Genomic DNA, 17,861 nt, shown 5'->3' with positions numbered 1-17,861 from the left:
AAACAAAAAAAGTATATTTGAACAGATTATTAAAAAAAGATACATTATGTCTATTTGGAAAACCAAACCACTTGCTTTATTATTAAACGAAGCTTCAGAATCTGAAAAAGGATTAAAGAGAACTTTATCTTCAAGATCTCTTGTTGCACTTGGAATAGGTGCAATTATTGGAGCAGGATTATTTTCTTTAACTGGAATTGCAGCAGCAGAAAATGCTGGACCAGCAGTAACTCTATCATTTATATTAGCATCTGTTGGATGTGCATTTGCCGGATTGTGTTATGCGGAATTTGCTTCAATGATACCTGTTGCCGGAAGCGCATATACTTATTCATATGCTACAATGGGTGAATTTATGGCTTGGATTATTGGATGGGATTTAGTTTTAGAATATGCATTAGGCGCAGCAACTGTTGGAGTTAGTTGGTCTAGATATTTATTAGAATTATTAAATAAATATGGTATTCATTTACCTCCAGACTTTATATGTTCTCCATGGGAAACTTTAAAACTTAGTGATGGAACTGTAATAAATGGTGGAATAATAAATTTACCAGCAATATTTATAGTTTCTGTATTATCTTTATTATTAATTAGAGGCACAAAAGAATCTGCATCGATTAATAATTTTTTAGTAGTTTTAAAAGTTACTGTAGTAATTTTATTTATTGTTTTAGGTTGGAATTTTATTGAACCTGCAAATTATATACCATATATACCAGAAAACACAGGAATAAAAGGTCAATTTGGTTGGTCAGGAATTGCCGCTGGAGCAGGAACAGTATTTTTCGCATTTATTGGTTTTGATGCAGTTTCTACAGCAGCTCAAGAAGCAAAAAACCCACAAAAAGGAATGCCTATTGGAATCTTAGGTTCATTAGTTGTATGTACTATATTGTATGTTTTGTTTGCTCACGTAATGACTGGTTTAGTTCCATATTATGAGTTTGCTGGAGATGCAAAACCTGCAGCAACAGCATTTGCTAAAACTGGTTATACTTTTTTACAAACTGGTTTAATTGTTGCTATTTTAGCAGGTTACACTTCTGTTATGTTAGTTATGTTAATGGGACAAAGCAGAGTTTTTTATACTATGAGTAAAGATGGATTATTGCCTTCGTTTTTTGGAGAAATACATTCAAAATTTAGAACACCATGGAAAACAAATTTATTTTTTATGGTTTTTGTTAGTCTTTTTGCAGGATTTGTACCTGTAAGTGATTTAGGACATATGGTAAGTATTGGAACTCTATTAGCTTTTGTTTTAGTTTGTATAGGAGTTTTAGTAATGAGAAAAAAATTACCAGACGCACCAAGATCTTTTAGAACACCGCTTGTTCCATTCGTTCCAATAATGGGAGTTTTAATTTGTTTATATTTAATGTATTCTTTACCATATGAAAGTTGGCTAAGATTAGTCATATGGATGGCAATTGGTGTTGCATTTTATTTTATTTATGGGAAGAAAAATAGTAAATTAAATAATCCAGATAAATAAATAATTAGTTTTTATAATTAAAAGTCTAAAATAGTAATTAATATTTTAGACTTTTTCTTTTTATAAATTATTCACAACAAATCACTATCAAAATTAATTTTTTCCGATATTTGCTACAACGTTATAAATTAAGATTTTTTTAATAAATCTGAAATCTAATATCCGAAATCTAATATCTTAAATCTGATGTTATATCATAAACTAGGAAATTTTCCTCAAAAGCGTCACACTCAATTTGAAAAACCAAACGGAGGTTTGTACTACGAACAATTGTTTGGTACCGAAGGTTTTCATGGACATTCATCATTACTTTATCACGTTCATCGTCCTACACAAGTAAAAGAAATTGTAAAATCATATTCTGTAGAGCCCAAAATTGCAATTGGAAAAAACATCAAATCATTATTATTAAAAGGATTTGAACTAAAACCGGAAGATGATTTTTTAGATGCAAGAAAAGCAATGTTGGTCAACAAAGATTGCACAATTGGACTAGCTGCGCCAAGAAAATCTTTAACAGAATATTTCTATAAAAATGCCGATGCAGACGAACTAATTTTCATCCATAAAGGAAAAGGAAAGTTAAGAACAATGATGGGAAATATTTCATTTGAATATGGAGATTATTTAATTATTCCTCGTGGAATGATTTATCAAATTCAATTTGACACCGAAGAAAATAGATTGTTTTATGTAGAAAGTTTTGCACCATTTTATACTCCAAAAAGATATAAAAACGAATCTGGTCAACACTTAGAACATTCACCATTTTGCGAAAGAGATTTTAAACTACCAACCGAGTTAGAAACTTACGACGAAAAAGGAAATTTTCTTATCAAAATTAAAAAAGAAGGAATGATGCACGAAGTTATTTATGCAACACATCCATTCGATGTTGTTGGTTGGGATGGATATAATTTTCCTTACGGATTTTCAATTCACAATTTCGAACCAATAACAGGACGAGTTCATCAACCGCCACCAGTTCATCAAACATTTGAAACAGCAACATTTGTAGTATGTTCCTTCTGTCCAAGACTTTATGATTATCATCCCAAATCAATTCCTGCGCCATACAATCACAGTAATATTGATAGCGATGAGGTTTTGTATTATGTAGATGGCGATTTTATGTCAAGAAATAATATAGAACAAGGTCATATTACATTACATCCAAAAGGAATACCTCATGGTCCAGCTCCAGGTGCAATGGAACGTAGCATTGGACATACAGAAACACAAGAATTGGCAGTTATGGTAGATACATTTCGTCCATTAATGGTTACCGAAGAAGCAATGGGAATTGACGATGGAAAATATTATAAATCTTGGTTAGAATAATTTTTTCAGGAGCTATTTCCAGCTTTACACTACAATCTTTTTTCAATTGCTTTGGGTTTTAACCCAAGCAATTGAAAAAAGGATTTTCGTTTCAATCTGGGCTAGGCAATTTCGTTAAATAATAAATTTTTTAGTTAATCAAAAAAAAGATTAACCAAATAAGAAAATAAATAAAAAATGTCAAAAGAAGTAAAATCAGTCGAATACGGCTTAGAAAAAATATTTGAAGGCGCACAAGATTTTCTTCCGCTTTTAGGAACAGATTATGTAGAGTTTTATGTTGGAAACGCTAAACAATCGGCGCATTATTACAAAACAGCATTTGGTTATCAATCCTTGGCATACGCTGGTTTAGAAACTGGAGTTCGCGACAGAACAAGTTATGTGTTAAAACAAGACAAAATAAGATTAGTTTTAACAACACCATTAACGCAAGATTCACCAATTCACGAGCATTTAAAAAAACATGGTGATGGCGTAAAAGTTGCTGCACTTTGGGTAGAAGATGCAACTTCTGCCTATGTAGAAACTATGAAACGTGGTGCAAGATCGTTTATGGAACCAACCACTGAGAAAGATGAGTTTGGCGAAGTTGTTAGATCTGGAATTTATACTTATGGCGAAACCGTTCACATATTTGTAGAAAGAAAAAACTATAAAGGCATTTTTCTTCCTGGTTATAAAGAATGGAAATCAGACTACAATCCAACAACAACTGGTTTAAAATATATAGATCACATGGTTGGAAACGTAGGTTGGAACGAAATGAATACTTGGGTAAAATTCTACGAAGACGTAATGGGATTTGTAAATTTTTTATCGTTTGATGATAAACAAATTAATACTGAATATTCAGCATTAATGAGTAAAGTAATGAGTAACGGAAACGGAAGAATTAAATTTCCAATAAACGAACCAGCAGAAGGAAAGAAAAAATCGCAAATAGAAGAATATTTAGATTTTTATGGCGGACCAGGAATTCAACACATTGCCATTGCAACAGACGATATAATAAAAACGGTTTCCGAGTTGCGTTCTCGAGGAGTTGATTTTCTTTCTGCGCCACCGCATACGTACTATCAAGCTATTCCTGAACGTTTGGGCGTACACATGGATATGATGAAAGAAGACATAAACGAAATAGAAAAATTAGCCATAATGGTTGATGCTGATGAAGATGGTTATTTACTTCAAATATTTACAAAACCAGTTCAAGACAGACCAACATTATTTTTTGAAATTATTCAAAGAATGGGAGCAAAAGGTTTTGGAGCAGGAAATTTTAAAGCACTTTTTGAATCTATAGAACGTGAACAAGCTTTGAGAGGAACGTTGTAAAACAAATATTTATTAAACTTTGTCAAAGTTCTAAACTTTAACAAAGTTAGAAAAAAGTAAAATAAAAGTTGAAAAACAAGTAAAATGTATAAGAAACTATTTTATTGCAAAATAATATAAATTAAATAGTTAACTGTAACTTTGTTTAAATTTAATTATTATGGAATCACGATTTCAAGTACCAAGATATACCTACAACGATTATAAAAACTGGAAAGAAGATTGGGAGCTAGTTGATGGTTATCCATTTCAAATGTTGCCATCACCAACACCTAGACATAATTTGGCAATTATGAATTTTATATATCAAGGAAAAGATGCGCTAAAAAAAAATAAAGATTGTGACTGCTTGCTATTTTCAGAATTAGATTGGAAAATTAGTGAAGAAACAGTTGTTCGACCAGATATGATGATTATTTGTGGCAGTACAACTAATGAATATCTAGAATTTCCACCAGTTTTGGTTTTAGAAATAATTTCTCCATCATCAATAAAAAAAGATCGCGTTATTAAATTTGAACTATACAGAGAACAAGGTGTAAAATATTATCTTTTAGCAGATTATAATAAAAAAACAGTTGAGGTTTTTGAATTAGTTGATAATTATTATAAACAGGTAGATAAAAATGTTTTTCACATTGATAAAGACTGTGAAATCAACTTTGATTATGACGAAATTTGGAAATAAAATAACATTAAAATTCAATAATCAATATGTTTCACTTCTTAAACAATTAAAGCATTCATTTAAAAATATCTAAATTTATTAAAGAATTAACAGAATACAACGTTGTAGTGACATTGCTATTGATAAAAATATGTTAAAGTCAATTTTTTTATAAGAATAATTCAAAGATCATAGTATCTTTGTACCATCAAAAAGAGAAGGAGTGGTTTCCTTCAATTTTTATATAAATTTCATAATTTATAGTTTTTTGGTTGGTTAATAGCATAAAAACTCAGTCATTTGTTGACTGGGTTTTTTTGTTTTTATACATTTGGAACAAAATTTGCATTATAGTTACTAAATCTATTTAAAAATTTTATGAAAAAAATTATTGCTTTAGCCCTACTTTTTTTAACAGTTAGTTTTGATACCCAAAAAGAAGATGCCTTTCAAGTTGGCGAATGGTTTAAATTTAGAATTCATTATGGTCTTATAAATGCTGGTTATGCAACTCTAGAAGTTAAAGAAGCAGTAAAAAATAATAAAAAAGTGTTTCACGCAATTGGCAAAGGTTATACCACTGGAATGTCTCGTTTCTTTTTTAAAGTAGACGATAATTATGAAAGTTATTTTGATAAAGAAACCAATCAACCGTACCAATTTGTTAGAAAAATTAACGAAGGCGGATATAAAAAAGATCAAGAAGGTTTTTTTAATCAAGCTACCAATAAAGTTCTAGTAAAAAATTATAAAGATAAAACTGAAAAGTCATATTCTGTATCAGAAAATGTTCAAGATATTATCTCAACATTCTATTTTTTAAGAAATCATCCCAACGTTGATAAGTTAAAAGTTGGCGAAGCAATAGCTGTTGATATGTTTTTTGATGATGAAACAACAAAATTTAAGTTAAAATTCATAGGTAAAGAAGATATAAAAACTAAATTTGGTACCACTTCTACATTAATGTTTAGACCACTTGTACAATCTGGTCGAGTTTTTAAAGAAGAAGAAAGTTTAACCGTTTGGATTACCAATGACGATAATAAACTTCCTGTTAGAATCAAGGCAGAGCTAGCCGTTGGTTCTATTAAAGCAGATTTAGAATCTTTTAAAGGATTAAAAAATCCATTTATGGTAAAAGTAGATTAAATAATGAGTGAAAAAATATCACAAGAAATACTTGAAAATTTAGAAAAAAAGTTTGAAGCAATAAACCAAAAAACCCAAACACATCTTGAAGGTCTTTTATGGTCTAAACCTATAACCTATTGGGATTATATTCAAACAGATGCTTTACTAAATTTACAAACTCAAAGAACCATTTTGCCAGACGAAATGGTTTTTATTATGTACCATCAAGTCAATGAGTTATTGTTTAAAATGATTCTGTGGGAAATAAATCAAGTAACAACTTGCCAAAATCCTTCTACCAAGTTTTTTACAGAAAGAGTAATGCGAGTTTCTAGATATTTTGATATGCTAACCACATCTTTCGATATTATGGGCGACGGAATGGAAGTAGAGCAATATATGAAATTTAGAAATACACTAACACCAGCAAGTGGTTTTCAAAGTGCACAATACAGATTAATAGAATTTGCTTCTACAGATTTAATAAACCTTATAGATTATAGATTTCGTGCAACAATAGATAGAAATACTCCATATTCGCACGCCTTTGAACATTTATACTGGCAAGCTGCAGGAAAAGATTATAAAACTGGAGAAAAAAGTTTCTTAATTTTAGAATTTGAAAGAAAATATAAAGCAGAGTTTCTTCGCAATATGGAAGAATACAACACCACAAATATTTGGCAAAAATTTAAGCAATTACCACAACAAGATCAACAAAATCAAGATTTAATTGCAGCAATGCGTCATTATGACAAAACTGTAAATATAACTTGGGTAATGCAACATTTAAATACAGCCAAAAAATATATAGAAAGCGGACAAGGCATTGCAGAAGCAACTGGCGGAAGCGATTGGAAAAAATACATGCATCCAAAATACCAACGTCGAATATTTTTTCCCGAACTTTGGAGCGAAGAAGAACTAAAAAATTGGGGCGAAGAAAATTAAAATACAACAACTCAATTTGAGAAAAATATTTTTAATCTTACTAGTAATAACAACTCTCTTTTCTTGTAAAAAAGAACAAGAAGAATACATTATTGAAGACATTGAACCTCAAAAACCCATTGTAGATTTCGGTTTTAAATATGACGATTACAATGTACATTACGACACAATTCAAGCGCAAGACACTTTTGAAAGAATCTTAAAAAAGCAAAATCTTAATGGAAGAAAAGCATCAGAAATACTAAAAATCATTAAAGATTCTTTTCCAACAGATGTTAGATTTAAAAGACCTTATGTAGCTTTACGATCTAAAAATAAATACAATAAATTGCACTATTTAATCTATCAACCCAATAGATTAGACTATTATTTGGTCGATTTAACAGATTCAGTAATAGGATTTAAAAAATCAAGACCATTAACATTTAAAATAAGAACCATTGCAGGACAACTTAGTGGTTCATTAGCATCAACTCTTAAAAAAGAAAAAATCGACGCATCATTATCTAAAAAATTAATGAAAGTCTATGCTTGGTCAATAGATTTTTTCAAACTTAAAAAAGGAGATAAATTTGCGCTAAGTTTTACCGAAAGATATATAAACGATACACTTTACGATGGAATAGATAGTCTTCGCGCTGCCTATTTTGAATACAAAGACGAAAAAATTTATGCCTTTCCATTTCAACAAGAAACCAACGGCAAGACAGATTATTATGACGAAGAAGGAAAAGCCCTAAAAAACTTTTTTCTAAAAGCGCCATTAAAATTCATCCACATTACATCCAAATTTTCTAAAAACCGTTTTCATCCTGTACAATTAAAATTTAAACCACACAACGGAACAGATTATGCAGCGCCAACAGGAACGCCAATTATGACAACCGCAACTGGCATAGTAGAACAAGCAGGTTACACAGCAGGAAACGGAAATTTTGTAAAAGTAAAACACGACAATACCTATTCCACACAATATTTACACATGTCTAAAATACTTGTAAAACGCGGACAACGAGTAAAACAAGGCGACGTTTTAGGAAAAGTAGGCAGTACAGGTTTAGCAACCGGACCACATGTATGCTATCGATTCTGGAAAAACGGAGTTCAAGTAGACGCATTAAAACTTAAATTGCCAAACTCGCAACCAATGGAATACTATGACTTACCAAGATTTAAAGACCAAATACGACCATTAAAACAAGAATTAGACAGTGTTCTCAGCATAAAATTCAACTCACTTTAATTAGAAGCAACTTCCAGCATTCCATTACAATTTTGTTCAATAACTGCTATTTTTCTAAGCCATAAAAAGAGCTTCTTGCAGTCGCTTTTTTACAGCAAGGAAAAATTAGCATTTCTTTTCACAAAGATTTTCATTGCATTCTGGGCTAAAAATCAAGTAATTTTTCATAAGTATTTTCCAAACTCATAAAACCAAACAGTACTATTTTTAATATCCTAACAGGTTTTTTTTAACCTGTTAGGTATAATTTAAAAACGAAACTTTTACAATTTACTTATAAAAAAAACAATCCAAAGAATTAAATTAGTAAAATCCAAACTAAAAAAATTCGTGATAATTCGTGATAATTCGTGTTTACTTTTTTAAAAACTTGTTTCAAAACAAAAATCCGAAGGATAAAATTAGTGAAATCAAAATCACAAAAAAATCGTGATAATTCGTGAAATTCGTGTTTATCTTTTGTAGAATTCGTGTCTATTTATTAAAAATTTGTTGCAAAAAAACAATCCAAAGGATAAAATTAGTGAAATCCAAACCTCAAAAAATTCGTGATAATTCGTGAAATTCGTGTTTGCTTTTTTAAAAATTTGTTGCAAAAAAACAATCCGAAGGATTAAATTAGTGAAATCCAAACCTCAAAAAATTCGTGATAATTCGTGAAATTCGTGTCTATTTATTAAAAATTTGTTACAAAAAAACAATCCAAAGAATTAAATTAGTGAAATCCAAATCTCAAAAAATTCGTGAAAATTCGTGTTTATCTTTTTTAGAATTCGTGTCTATTTATTAAAAATTTGTTTCAAAAACAATCCGAAGGATAAAATTAGTGAAATCCAAACCTCAAAAAATTCGTGATAATTCGTGAAACTGTCCGCCTTTCTGGAGGATTTGTATCTAAAAATCATCAAATCCAAAATCTACAAATTTTAACTAAATTTGCATTTCTAAAAAATCATAAAATGGCATTAAAAAAAATAAACCCAACGCAAACCAAATCTTGGCAAGAATTACAAAATCATTACCTATCAATGCAAAACAATTCTATTAAAGAAATGTTTCAAAATGATGCAACAAGAGCCGAAAAATTTCACATACAATGGAACGATTTTTTAGTAGATTATTCTAAAAATAACATCAATCAAACTACTTTAGATTTATTATTAAAACTAGCAGAAGAAGTTCATTTAAAAGAAGCAATTTTTCAACAATTTTCTGGAGAATCAATTAATCAAACAGAAGAAAGAGCAGTACTTCATACAGCATTACGAGCTCCAGAAACAGCAACTGTTTTAGTAGACAATAAAAACATAATTCCCGAAATTTATCAAGTAAAAAAAGAAATAGAAATTTTTACCAATCAAATACTTTCTGGCGAAAGAAAAGGATATACAAATAAACCATTTACCGATGTTGTAAACATAGGAATTGGCGGTTCAGATTTAGGTCCAGCAATGGTTGTAGAAGCATTACAATTCTATAAAAATCATTTAAACCTGCATTTCGTTTCCAATGTAGATGGCGATCACGTAAACGAAATAATCAAGAAATTAAATCCAGAAACAACACTTTTTGTAATTGTGTCTAAAACCTTTACAACACAAGAAACATTAACCAATTCACAAACTATTAGAACTTGGTTTTTGCAATCAGCAACACAACAAGATGTTGCTAAACATTTTGTTGCGGTTTCAACTAATATTCAAAAAGTAACTGAGTTTGGCATTGACAAAAACAATATTTTCCCAATGTGGGATTGGGTTGGAGGACGATTTTCACTTTGGTCAGCCGTTGGTTTATCAATAAGTTTAGCAGTGGGATTTGATAATTTCAACAAATTATTAAAAGGCGCTAACCAAATGGACAACCATTTTAAAAACGAATCATTTAATAAAAACATTCCTGTCATTCTTGCATTAATTAGCGTTTGGTACAATAATTTTTTTGGTGCAGAAAGCGAAGCTTTAATTCCATATACACAATATTTACAAAAATTAGCGCCATACTTGCAACAAGGAATTATGGAGAGCAACGGAAAAAGCATTGGTCGTGACGGAAAACCAGTAAATTATCAAACTGGAACTATAATTTGGGGCGAACCAGGAACCAATTCGCAACACGCATTTTTTCAACTAATACATCAAGGCACAAAATTAATTCCTACCGATTTTATTGGATTTGTAAAACCACTTTATGGCAATCAAGACCATCACAATAAATTAATGTCCAATTTTTTCGCTCAAACAGAAGCATTATTAAACGGAAAAAATGCCGAACAAGTGCAATCAGAATTTGATGAACAAAACCTAGAAAAATCTAAATCAGATTATTTAAAACCCTTTAAAGTTTTTAAAGGAAACAAGCCAACAAATACATTGTTAATTCAAAAATTAACACCAGAATCTTTGGGTTCACTTGTATCAATGTATGAACATAAAATTTTTGTACAAGGAATTATTTGGAACATTTTTAGTTACGATCAAATGGGTGTAGAATTGGGCAAGCAATTAGCAAATTCAATACTTGCAGAAATTGAAAGTAAATCTGTCAATAAACACGATAGTTCAACTAATTTTCTTTTAAAACATTATTTGAAATAATATTGTTAAAAATGTGAAACACTCACTTTTTAAACCTCAATTTAACAATAAATCGAGGTTTTTAGTTTAAATATGTTAATATGTATAGAATTTTTAAAAAAATTATAAGTTTACTTTAATCTATTGATAATTAATCAAAGTTTCAATCTTTGTTAACATTAACTTAACATTAAATAGGATATAATATCGGAATTTTGCATTAAAATTTTAACAAATTATAAAATGAAGAATTTTAAGAAATGGGCATTCACTGGATTACTGCTTATTGTAGTATCTACAGTATTTTCTCAAGGAAGTACTAACTCATCCATTAATGGAAAAATTTCTGAAGCAAAAGGAGAATCTTTAATTGGAGCTTCTTTAGTTGCAGTTCACACACCATCAGGAACAAAATATTCTGCTTCTACAGATGTAGATGGTTTTTTTAGAATATCTAACATGAGAGTTGGTGGACCATATGAAATAACAGCAAGTTATATTGGTTTTAAAACTAAAGTAATTTCAGATGTTTTTCTACAATTAGGAGAATCTCAAAATTTATCAATTGCATTAGAAACTGAATTAAATCAGTTAGAAGAAGTTGTAATTGTTCAAGATAATGCTTTTAACTCTAAAAAAACTGGAGCTCAAACAATTATTGATTCAAGAAAATTAAATGCATTACCATCTCTTTCTAGAAACATTGCCGATTTTGCAAGATTAACACCTCAAGTTCAAATAAGAGGCGATGATGTAATATCTATTGGTGGTCAAAATAATAGATACAATGCAATTTATATTGATGGAGCTGTTAATAATGACGTATTTGGATTAGCTTCAAATGGTACAAATGGTGGACAAACTGGTGTAAGCCCAATTTCATTAGATGCAATTGATCAAGTTCAAGTAAGTGTTGCACCATTTGATGTTAAATTATCAGGTTTTGCTGGTGGAGCAATAAGTGCAATAACCAAATCTGGAACAAATAAATTTGAAGGATCAGCATATTTCTTTAATAGAGATGAAACTTTAGCTGGAAAAACTCCTGTTAGTATTGCTAATGGTGGAGAAAGAAAAAAATTAGGAGATTTTACTGCAAGAACTTACGGAGTTAGAGCTGGTGGAGCAATAAAAAAAGATAAATTATTTTATTTTATCAACTACGAAAGACAAGATAATGAAACTCCTCAACCTTTTGATATTAACAATTACGTTGGAGGTATTGGTTTTGCAACTGGTTCTACAGTATATGATGGTGCTCTTGCTGCAACTAAAATACAACAATTGCAAGATTATTTATCTACTGCTTTTGGTTATAAAACAGGCGATTATAGAAACAACTTATCAACTTTAGTAAGTGATAAATTAATAGCTAAAATTGACTGGAACATAAATGATAAAAACAAACTTGCTGTTAAACATAGTTATGTATCCGCAAGAAACGTATCACCTTTTGGTTCAACTAGAAGTTCTATAAACTTTGAAAACGGTGCTCAAGATTTTAAATCTACAACAAATTCAACTTCTTTAGAATTAAATACTAGATTTAACAATAAATATTCTAATAACCTAGTTTTAGGTTACACTAATGTTGTTGATGATAGAGATGCTAATGGAGATCCATTTCCTAGTATCTCAATACAAGATGGTGCAGGATCAATTTTTATAGGATCAGAATCTAATTCAACGGCCAATTTATTAGAGCAAGACATCCTAACTCTTACAGATAATTTTGAAATAAATACAGGAAGACACAATATTACAATTGGAACACATAATGAGTTTTCAAGTGCTAAAAATGTATTTTTCCAAAGAAATTATGGAGAATATAGATATTCTAATTTCAATTCGTTTTTAACAAACGGAAAGCCAAACAGATTTAGAATTAATTACTCATTAATTGGAGGAACAGGTGATGAATCTCTTGGTGCAGCAGAGTTTGACGTGATGCAATTTGGAGGTTACATTCAAGACGAATTTAAAGTTGCTAACAACTTAAAACTAACTTTCGGTATTAGAGTAGATGTACCAGTATGGGAAGATGGTTTAGTAAATGACGATTTTAATAATAGAACAATTGGTTTATTAGAAGCGGCAGGAAAAAAATTACAAGGTGCTAAAGTGGGACAAAAAATTGATAATTATGCACACCTTTCTCCAAGATTAGGATTTAATTACGATTTAAACGGTAATAGAAAAACTCAGTTTAGAGGTGGATTAGGAATTTTTACTTCTAGATTACCTTTAGTATGGCCAGGTGGAACTTATAACAATAATGGTTTAACTCAAGGTGCAGTTCAAATTACTGGAACTACTAATGTTAATATGCCAACATTTAATCCTAATCCAAGTGTACAAAGTCAAATTAGTACATTACCTGCAACAATTGCGCCAGTTCCTGGTTCTGGTGCAACTGGAGGAAATATTGATATTTTTGCCAAAGACTTTAGATTACCACAAGTTTTTAAAGCAAGTTTCGCAGTAGATCAAAAATTACCATACGGAATATTATTTTCTGCGGATATTACCTATAATGATAACATTAGCGGTATTAGATATGAAAACTTAAACTTAAGCGAACCAACTGTTTTTACAACTGGAGCTGATGTAAGACCAAGATACAGTACAACAAGAGTAGATTCTAAATATTTAGGGATTTTCTTAGCAAGTAATACTAGTGAAGGTGAAGCTTGGAATACCTCTTTTACATTATCTAAAAACTTTAAATCAAGTTTTGCAGATTTAAATCTTTCTGGTACGTATGCCTATGGAAATTCAACAGTGTTATATGATGCAACTTCATCTGTAAATGCTTCTCAATGGAACAATATAGAAACAGTAAACGGATCAAATAAAGTTTCAGGAACTTCAATGTCAGATTTTTCACAAGGACATAGAGTTTTAGGAAATTCATTTGTAACATTAAAATGGACAAAAAATACTAAATCTAAATTTGGTTTCTTTTACGAAGGAGCTCAGGGTACTCCAGTAAGTTATGTTTATAACGATTTTGGAAATATTTTAAGAGATACTTTCTCTAATTCAGCATTAATTTATGTACCAGCAAAGCAAAGTGATATTGTTTTAGTTGCAGATGCTTCTACTGGATTAACTCCTCAACAACAATGGGATGCATTAAATAGTTATATAGAAAGTAATGAATATTTAAGCAGTAGAAGAGGTCAATATGCAGAAAGAAATGGAAGTAGATTAAATTGGAGTCATATTGTTGATTTTAAATTTGCTCAAGAATTTTCAATAAATGTTGGAAAATCTAAACATGCTTTAGAAATTTCTGCAGACATATTTAACTTTACAAACCTTATCAATAAAGATTGGGGAAGAAGATATTTTGCTACAAATGACCAAGTTTTATTAATAAATCAGGTAGGTTTCTTAGCAGATAACACAACACCAACCTTTAACTTTAAACCAGCAGCAGGAGAAACTTTAAATCAAGTTGACGATGCAGGTTTACAATCTTCAAGATGGCAAATGCAAGTTGGAGTTAGATATACTTTTAACTAATACTTTAAATATTATAATTCTAAAAAGGCATTCTTAACCAAGAATGCCTTTTTTTTTCGTCTTTTTTTCTTTATATTTGTTTCAACCAAAAATTTACTTATGTATACTTTTATTCAAAAATTTCACTCAGGTTGGGCTTACTTAGCACTTTTATTACTTGTTGTTGTTGTTTTAAATTCATTAATTGGCTTCGTTTCTAAAAAAGAATTTACATCCAAAGATAAAAAAATTGCACTTTTCGGATTAATCGTAACACATATTCAACTTGTTGTTGGGTTAATTTTATATTTTGTTTCGCCTGTAGGTTTTGCACTTTTAGGAAATATGGAAAAAACTGCAAGATTAACTTCATTAGAACATCCATTAACTAATATAATTGCAATTACTTTAATTACAATAGGTTGGTCTAAACATAAAAAAGCTCTTTCTAGTGAATCTAAATTTAAGTTTATATTTATATTTTTTGGATTAGGATTACTTTTAATCCTTTCTAAAATTCCTTGGTCTTTATGGATTAAATAAAGACATTCAAGTTCTAAAATTATACTTTTTATCAGTGTATAAAACGCTTTTTTACATTATAATTTCTACAAAGGCACTGTTTTTGTAAGTTTAATTTAATATCTATAAAATGAAAAAATACACCTACATACTAATTGTTATTTTATCTTTTTTTCTATTGTTAAGTGGTTTTACCTTCAAGCCGAAGACAATAGAACAAGAAGAAATAAAAAAAGTAAAGCAAGATACACTTAAAAAAGATAAAGTTGAAGTTGTAAAAACAGATTCTGTTATTGTCTATAAAGGAAAGTTTAAACCTTTTAAAACTAAGGCACACGCATCTTATTATGCCGAACGTTTTCACGGAAAAAGAACCGCAAGCGGTAAGATTTATGATATGAATAAGTTAACTGCAGCGCACAAGAAATTACCTTTTGGAACCAAAGTTAAAGTAACCAACGAAAAAAACGGAAAATCAGTTGTAGTAGAAATTACCGATCGTGGACCATTTGTAAAAGGTAGAGAAATAGATTTGTCTAAAAAAGCATTTATATCAATCTGCGGAAGCACTGCTGGAGGAAAAGCTGTTGTAACATTAGAAACTTTGCAAAAATAATTACCAACTTTTAAAAGGATTTTTGCTTAAAAAAGCGTTATAATAACGTTCATCATTTGTAACTTCTTCTCCAAGCCAATTTGGTTTTACAATGGTTTCATTTTCGTTTTCTAATTCTATTTCTGCAATAATTAATCCTTCGTTTTCACCATAAAAAACATCAACTTCTACAATGTGTTTGCCAGATTGTATTTCGTAACGAGTTTTTTTTATAATTCCTTTTTCGCATAGTTTTAATAATTCTTTGGCTTCATCAACAGGAATTTCTTTTTCCCATTCTAGTCGTGTTGCTCCGCTTTCATTTCCTTTTCCTTTTATGGTTAGAAATCCTTTTTCTGCTTTAATTCTTATTCGTACAGTTCGTTCTGGATTCGATGAAATATAACCTTGAGCAATCTCACTTTTCTTGAAGTATTGTTCTTTAAAATCTAATGAATTCACCAAATATTTTCGTTCTATTTCAATCATAAATAATTACTTTTCATCAAAAATACGATTTCAAAAGTTATAATGTGTCAAATCATTTTCAAAATCAGAAAATAAAAAAACTAAATTTGTAATGTGACTGAAGAAATAAAATACCGCAAAATAATTCACGTAGATATGGATGCTTTTTATGCTTCTGTAGAACAAATGGATTTTCCTGAATTAAAAGGAAAACCTCTTGCCGTTGGTGGAAGCGAAACTCGTGGTGTAGTTTCTGCGGCAAGTTATGAAGCACGAAAATTTGGAGTAAGAAGCGCAATGAGTGGTGTTCAAGCAGCAAGAAATTGTCCAGATTTAATTTTTGTTAGACCAAGATTTGATCGTTATAAAGAAATCTCTCAGCAAATTAGAAAAATATTTTTTGATTATACCGATTTGGTTGAACCACTTTCGCTTGACGAAGCTTATCTTGATGTAACTCATAATAAAAAAGGAAATCCAAGCGCCACTTTACTAGCACAAGAAATTAGAAAACGAATTCAAGAAGAAGTTGGACTTACAGCTTCGGCAGGAATTTCTGTAAATAAATTTGTTGCCAAAATTGCGTCGGATTACAATAAACCCAACGGACAAAAAACAGTAAATCCTGATGAGGTTATTGACTTTTTAGAACAATTAGAAATAAAAAAATTCTACGGAATTGGGAAAGTTACCAAAGAAAAAATGTACCAACATGGTATTTTTACAGGTAAAGATTTAAAAACTAAATCGCAAGAATATCTTGAAGAACATTTTGGAAAAAGTGGTTCGTTTTACTACAATATTGTTAGAGGAATTCACAACAGCGAAGTAAAACCTAATAGAGTTTCTAAATCTGTTGCAGCAGAACATACGTTTAACGAAAATTTGACTTCAGAAATTTTTATGCAAGAAAAGTTGGTACAAATTGCTGGCGAACTTGAAAAACGTTTAAAAAAGTATAAATTATCTGGAAAAACCATTACTTTGAAAATTAAGTATAGCGATTTTACAACCCAAACTCGCAGTAAAACCTTGCCTTATTTCATTTCTGATAAAGGATTGTTGGCAGAAACAGCAACCGAATTATTGTTTCAAGAACGAATGAAAGAATCGGTTAGATTATTAGGAATATCTGTCAATAACTTGAATACAGACCTTAAAAAATCGGTTGTAGTGCAATTGCGATTTGATTTCTAACATTCAACAAAAGTTAAACTTTAATTAGTAATATGTAACCAATTATAAATCATATATATTTGGCGAAATTTAAGAATGTAATACAATGGAATTTAAAGAATACGAAAACGCAATCGAGAAATATTTCAAGACATTAAAGATTAATAAATCGCCTTTAAAGTGTTGGAGTTTTTATGGAAATTATTTCGAAAAATTAAAAACTTCTTTGTCAGATACTACTTTGTTAGATGCAATAGTTACCAATAATAATTGGAATACCAATTGGAGTTTTCAAGAAGAACTGAATGATGAAACTGTTATTGTTGTTACAGATGCAACTCTTAATATTGTTTTTGCTTCTAAAAACATGATAAAAATGAACGGTTATGTTCCAAACGAAGTTATAGGAAATTCTCCTAAAATGTTTCAAGGAGATTTAACTGATGATACGATTTCTAGAGAGATAAGCATAGCAGTTAAAACGCAACAATCATTTGAAAAAACTATAATGAATTATTGTAAAGATGGTTCGTTATATAAATGCCATATTAAAGGTTATCCTATTTTTAATAAAAAAGGTGTACTTACTAATTTTATAGCTTTTGAAAAAATTGCTGCATAGATAATTAAGAAATATTATTTCATAAAAAAAGCGTCAATCGAAAGATTGACGCTTTTAGTATAAATATAGCTGTAGAAATATTACTCTTTAAATTTTATTCATTATATATTCAAAAAATGGAACCGTTGGTACTTCTGGCACATCAAAATTGCCATCAATGTAAAATGATTTGCCGTCACGATATAATTTTACTTTAATTTGTGTTGGCGAAATATACCTTATA

14 protein-coding genes are annotated in these 17,861 nt (G+C 29.8%); 13 read left to right on the top strand and 1 reads right to left on the bottom strand.

Annotated elements, in window-relative coordinates; translation table 11 throughout:
- Positions 1 to 46: 46 nt before the first annotated feature.
- The 11 genes from ACH2BC_RS01730 to ACH2BC_RS01680 all read left to right on the top strand — a co-directional run bounded on the left by ACH2BC_RS01730 (position 47) and on the right by ACH2BC_RS01680 (position 15,393).
- A complete protein-coding gene (locus ACH2BC_RS01730) occupies positions 47 to 1,498 on the top strand; it encodes an amino acid permease (protein WP_395052242.1) in 1,452 nt (483 codons plus the stop codon).
- Between the two features lie 183 nt (positions 1,499 to 1,681).
- Positions 1,682 to 2,839 carry a homogentisate 1,2-dioxygenase gene (locus ACH2BC_RS01725; protein WP_395052282.1) on the top strand — a complete coding sequence of 386 codons (1,158 nt, stop codon included), beginning with the start codon at positions 1,682 to 1,684 and terminating at the stop codon, positions 2,837 to 2,839.
- A gap of 177 nt (positions 2,840 to 3,016) precedes the next feature.
- Positions 3,017 to 4,177, top strand: coding sequence for a 4-hydroxyphenylpyruvate dioxygenase (gene hppD, locus ACH2BC_RS01720; protein ID WP_395052241.1), 1,161 nt, complete (start codon positions 3,017 to 3,019; stop codon positions 4,175 to 4,177).
- A 160-nt stretch (positions 4,178 to 4,337) separates the two neighbouring features.
- A complete protein-coding gene (locus ACH2BC_RS01715; protein ID WP_395052240.1) occupies positions 4,338 to 4,865 on the top strand; it encodes a Uma2 family endonuclease in 528 nt (175 codons plus the stop codon).
- A gap of 357 nt (positions 4,866 to 5,222) precedes the next feature.
- On the top strand, positions 5,223 to 5,996 hold the full coding sequence (locus tag ACH2BC_RS01710) for a DUF3108 domain-containing protein (RefSeq protein ID WP_395052239.1): 774 nt from the start codon (positions 5,223 to 5,225) through the stop codon (positions 5,994 to 5,996).
- A 3-nt stretch (positions 5,997 to 5,999) separates the two neighbouring features.
- Positions 6,000 to 6,929 carry a tryptophan 2,3-dioxygenase family protein gene (locus ACH2BC_RS01705; protein WP_395052238.1) on the top strand — a complete coding sequence of 310 codons (930 nt, stop codon included), beginning with the start codon at positions 6,000 to 6,002 and terminating at the stop codon, positions 6,927 to 6,929.
- 16 nt (positions 6,930 to 6,945) lie between these two features.
- Positions 6,946 to 8,172 carry a peptidoglycan DD-metalloendopeptidase family protein gene (locus ACH2BC_RS01700; protein ID WP_395052237.1) on the top strand — a complete coding sequence of 409 codons (1,227 nt, stop codon included), beginning with the start codon at positions 6,946 to 6,948 and terminating at the stop codon, positions 8,170 to 8,172.
- Positions 8,173 to 9,131: 959 nt separating this feature from the next.
- The gene (gene pgi / locus ACH2BC_RS01695; protein WP_395052236.1) at positions 9,132 to 10,769 is read left to right on the top strand and encodes a glucose-6-phosphate isomerase; all 1,638 of its coding nucleotides are present in this window, start codon (positions 9,132 to 9,134) and stop codon (positions 10,767 to 10,769) included.
- A gap of 222 nt (positions 10,770 to 10,991) precedes the next feature.
- Complete coding sequence (locus ACH2BC_RS01690) at positions 10,992 to 14,276, top strand: TonB-dependent receptor domain-containing protein (RefSeq protein WP_395052235.1); 3,285 nt, start codon at positions 10,992 to 10,994, stop codon at positions 14,274 to 14,276.
- A 99-nt stretch (positions 14,277 to 14,375) separates the two neighbouring features.
- A complete protein-coding gene (locus ACH2BC_RS01685) occupies positions 14,376 to 14,798 on the top strand; it encodes a hypothetical protein (protein WP_395052234.1) in 423 nt (140 codons plus the stop codon).
- 109 nt (positions 14,799 to 14,907) lie between these two features.
- Positions 14,908 to 15,393, top strand: coding sequence for a septal ring lytic transglycosylase RlpA family protein (locus ACH2BC_RS01680; protein WP_395052233.1), 486 nt, complete (start codon positions 14,908 to 14,910; stop codon positions 15,391 to 15,393).
- Here ACH2BC_RS01680 and ACH2BC_RS01675 read toward each other — a convergent pair whose 3' ends face one another.
- Positions 15,394 to 15,861 carry a CYTH domain-containing protein gene (locus ACH2BC_RS01675; protein ID WP_395052232.1) on the bottom strand — a complete coding sequence of 156 codons (468 nt, stop codon included), beginning with the start codon at positions 15,859 to 15,861 and terminating at the stop codon, positions 15,394 to 15,396.
- A 93-nt stretch (positions 15,862 to 15,954) separates the two neighbouring features.
- Here ACH2BC_RS01675 and dinB point away from each other — a divergent pair, with 93 nt between their 5' ends.
- Together dinB and ACH2BC_RS01665 are read left to right on the top strand one after the other, a co-directional pair.
- On the top strand, positions 15,955 to 17,037 hold the full coding sequence (gene dinB / locus ACH2BC_RS01670; protein WP_395052231.1) for a DNA polymerase IV: 1,083 nt from the start codon (positions 15,955 to 15,957) through the stop codon (positions 17,035 to 17,037).
- A gap of 85 nt (positions 17,038 to 17,122) precedes the next feature.
- Complete coding sequence (locus ACH2BC_RS01665) at positions 17,123 to 17,638, top strand: PAS domain-containing protein (protein ID WP_395052230.1); 516 nt, start codon at positions 17,123 to 17,125, stop codon at positions 17,636 to 17,638.
- Positions 17,639 to 17,861: the final 223 nt, after the last annotated feature.

Origin of the sequence: Flavobacterium sp. (assembly GCF_043760115.1) — a bacterium.
GTDB lineage: Bacteria > Bacteroidota > Bacteroidia > Flavobacteriales > Flavobacteriaceae > Flavobacterium.
The sequence above is the reverse complement of the archived record's forward strand: the minus strand, read 5'-3'. Positions and strand labels throughout refer to the sequence as shown.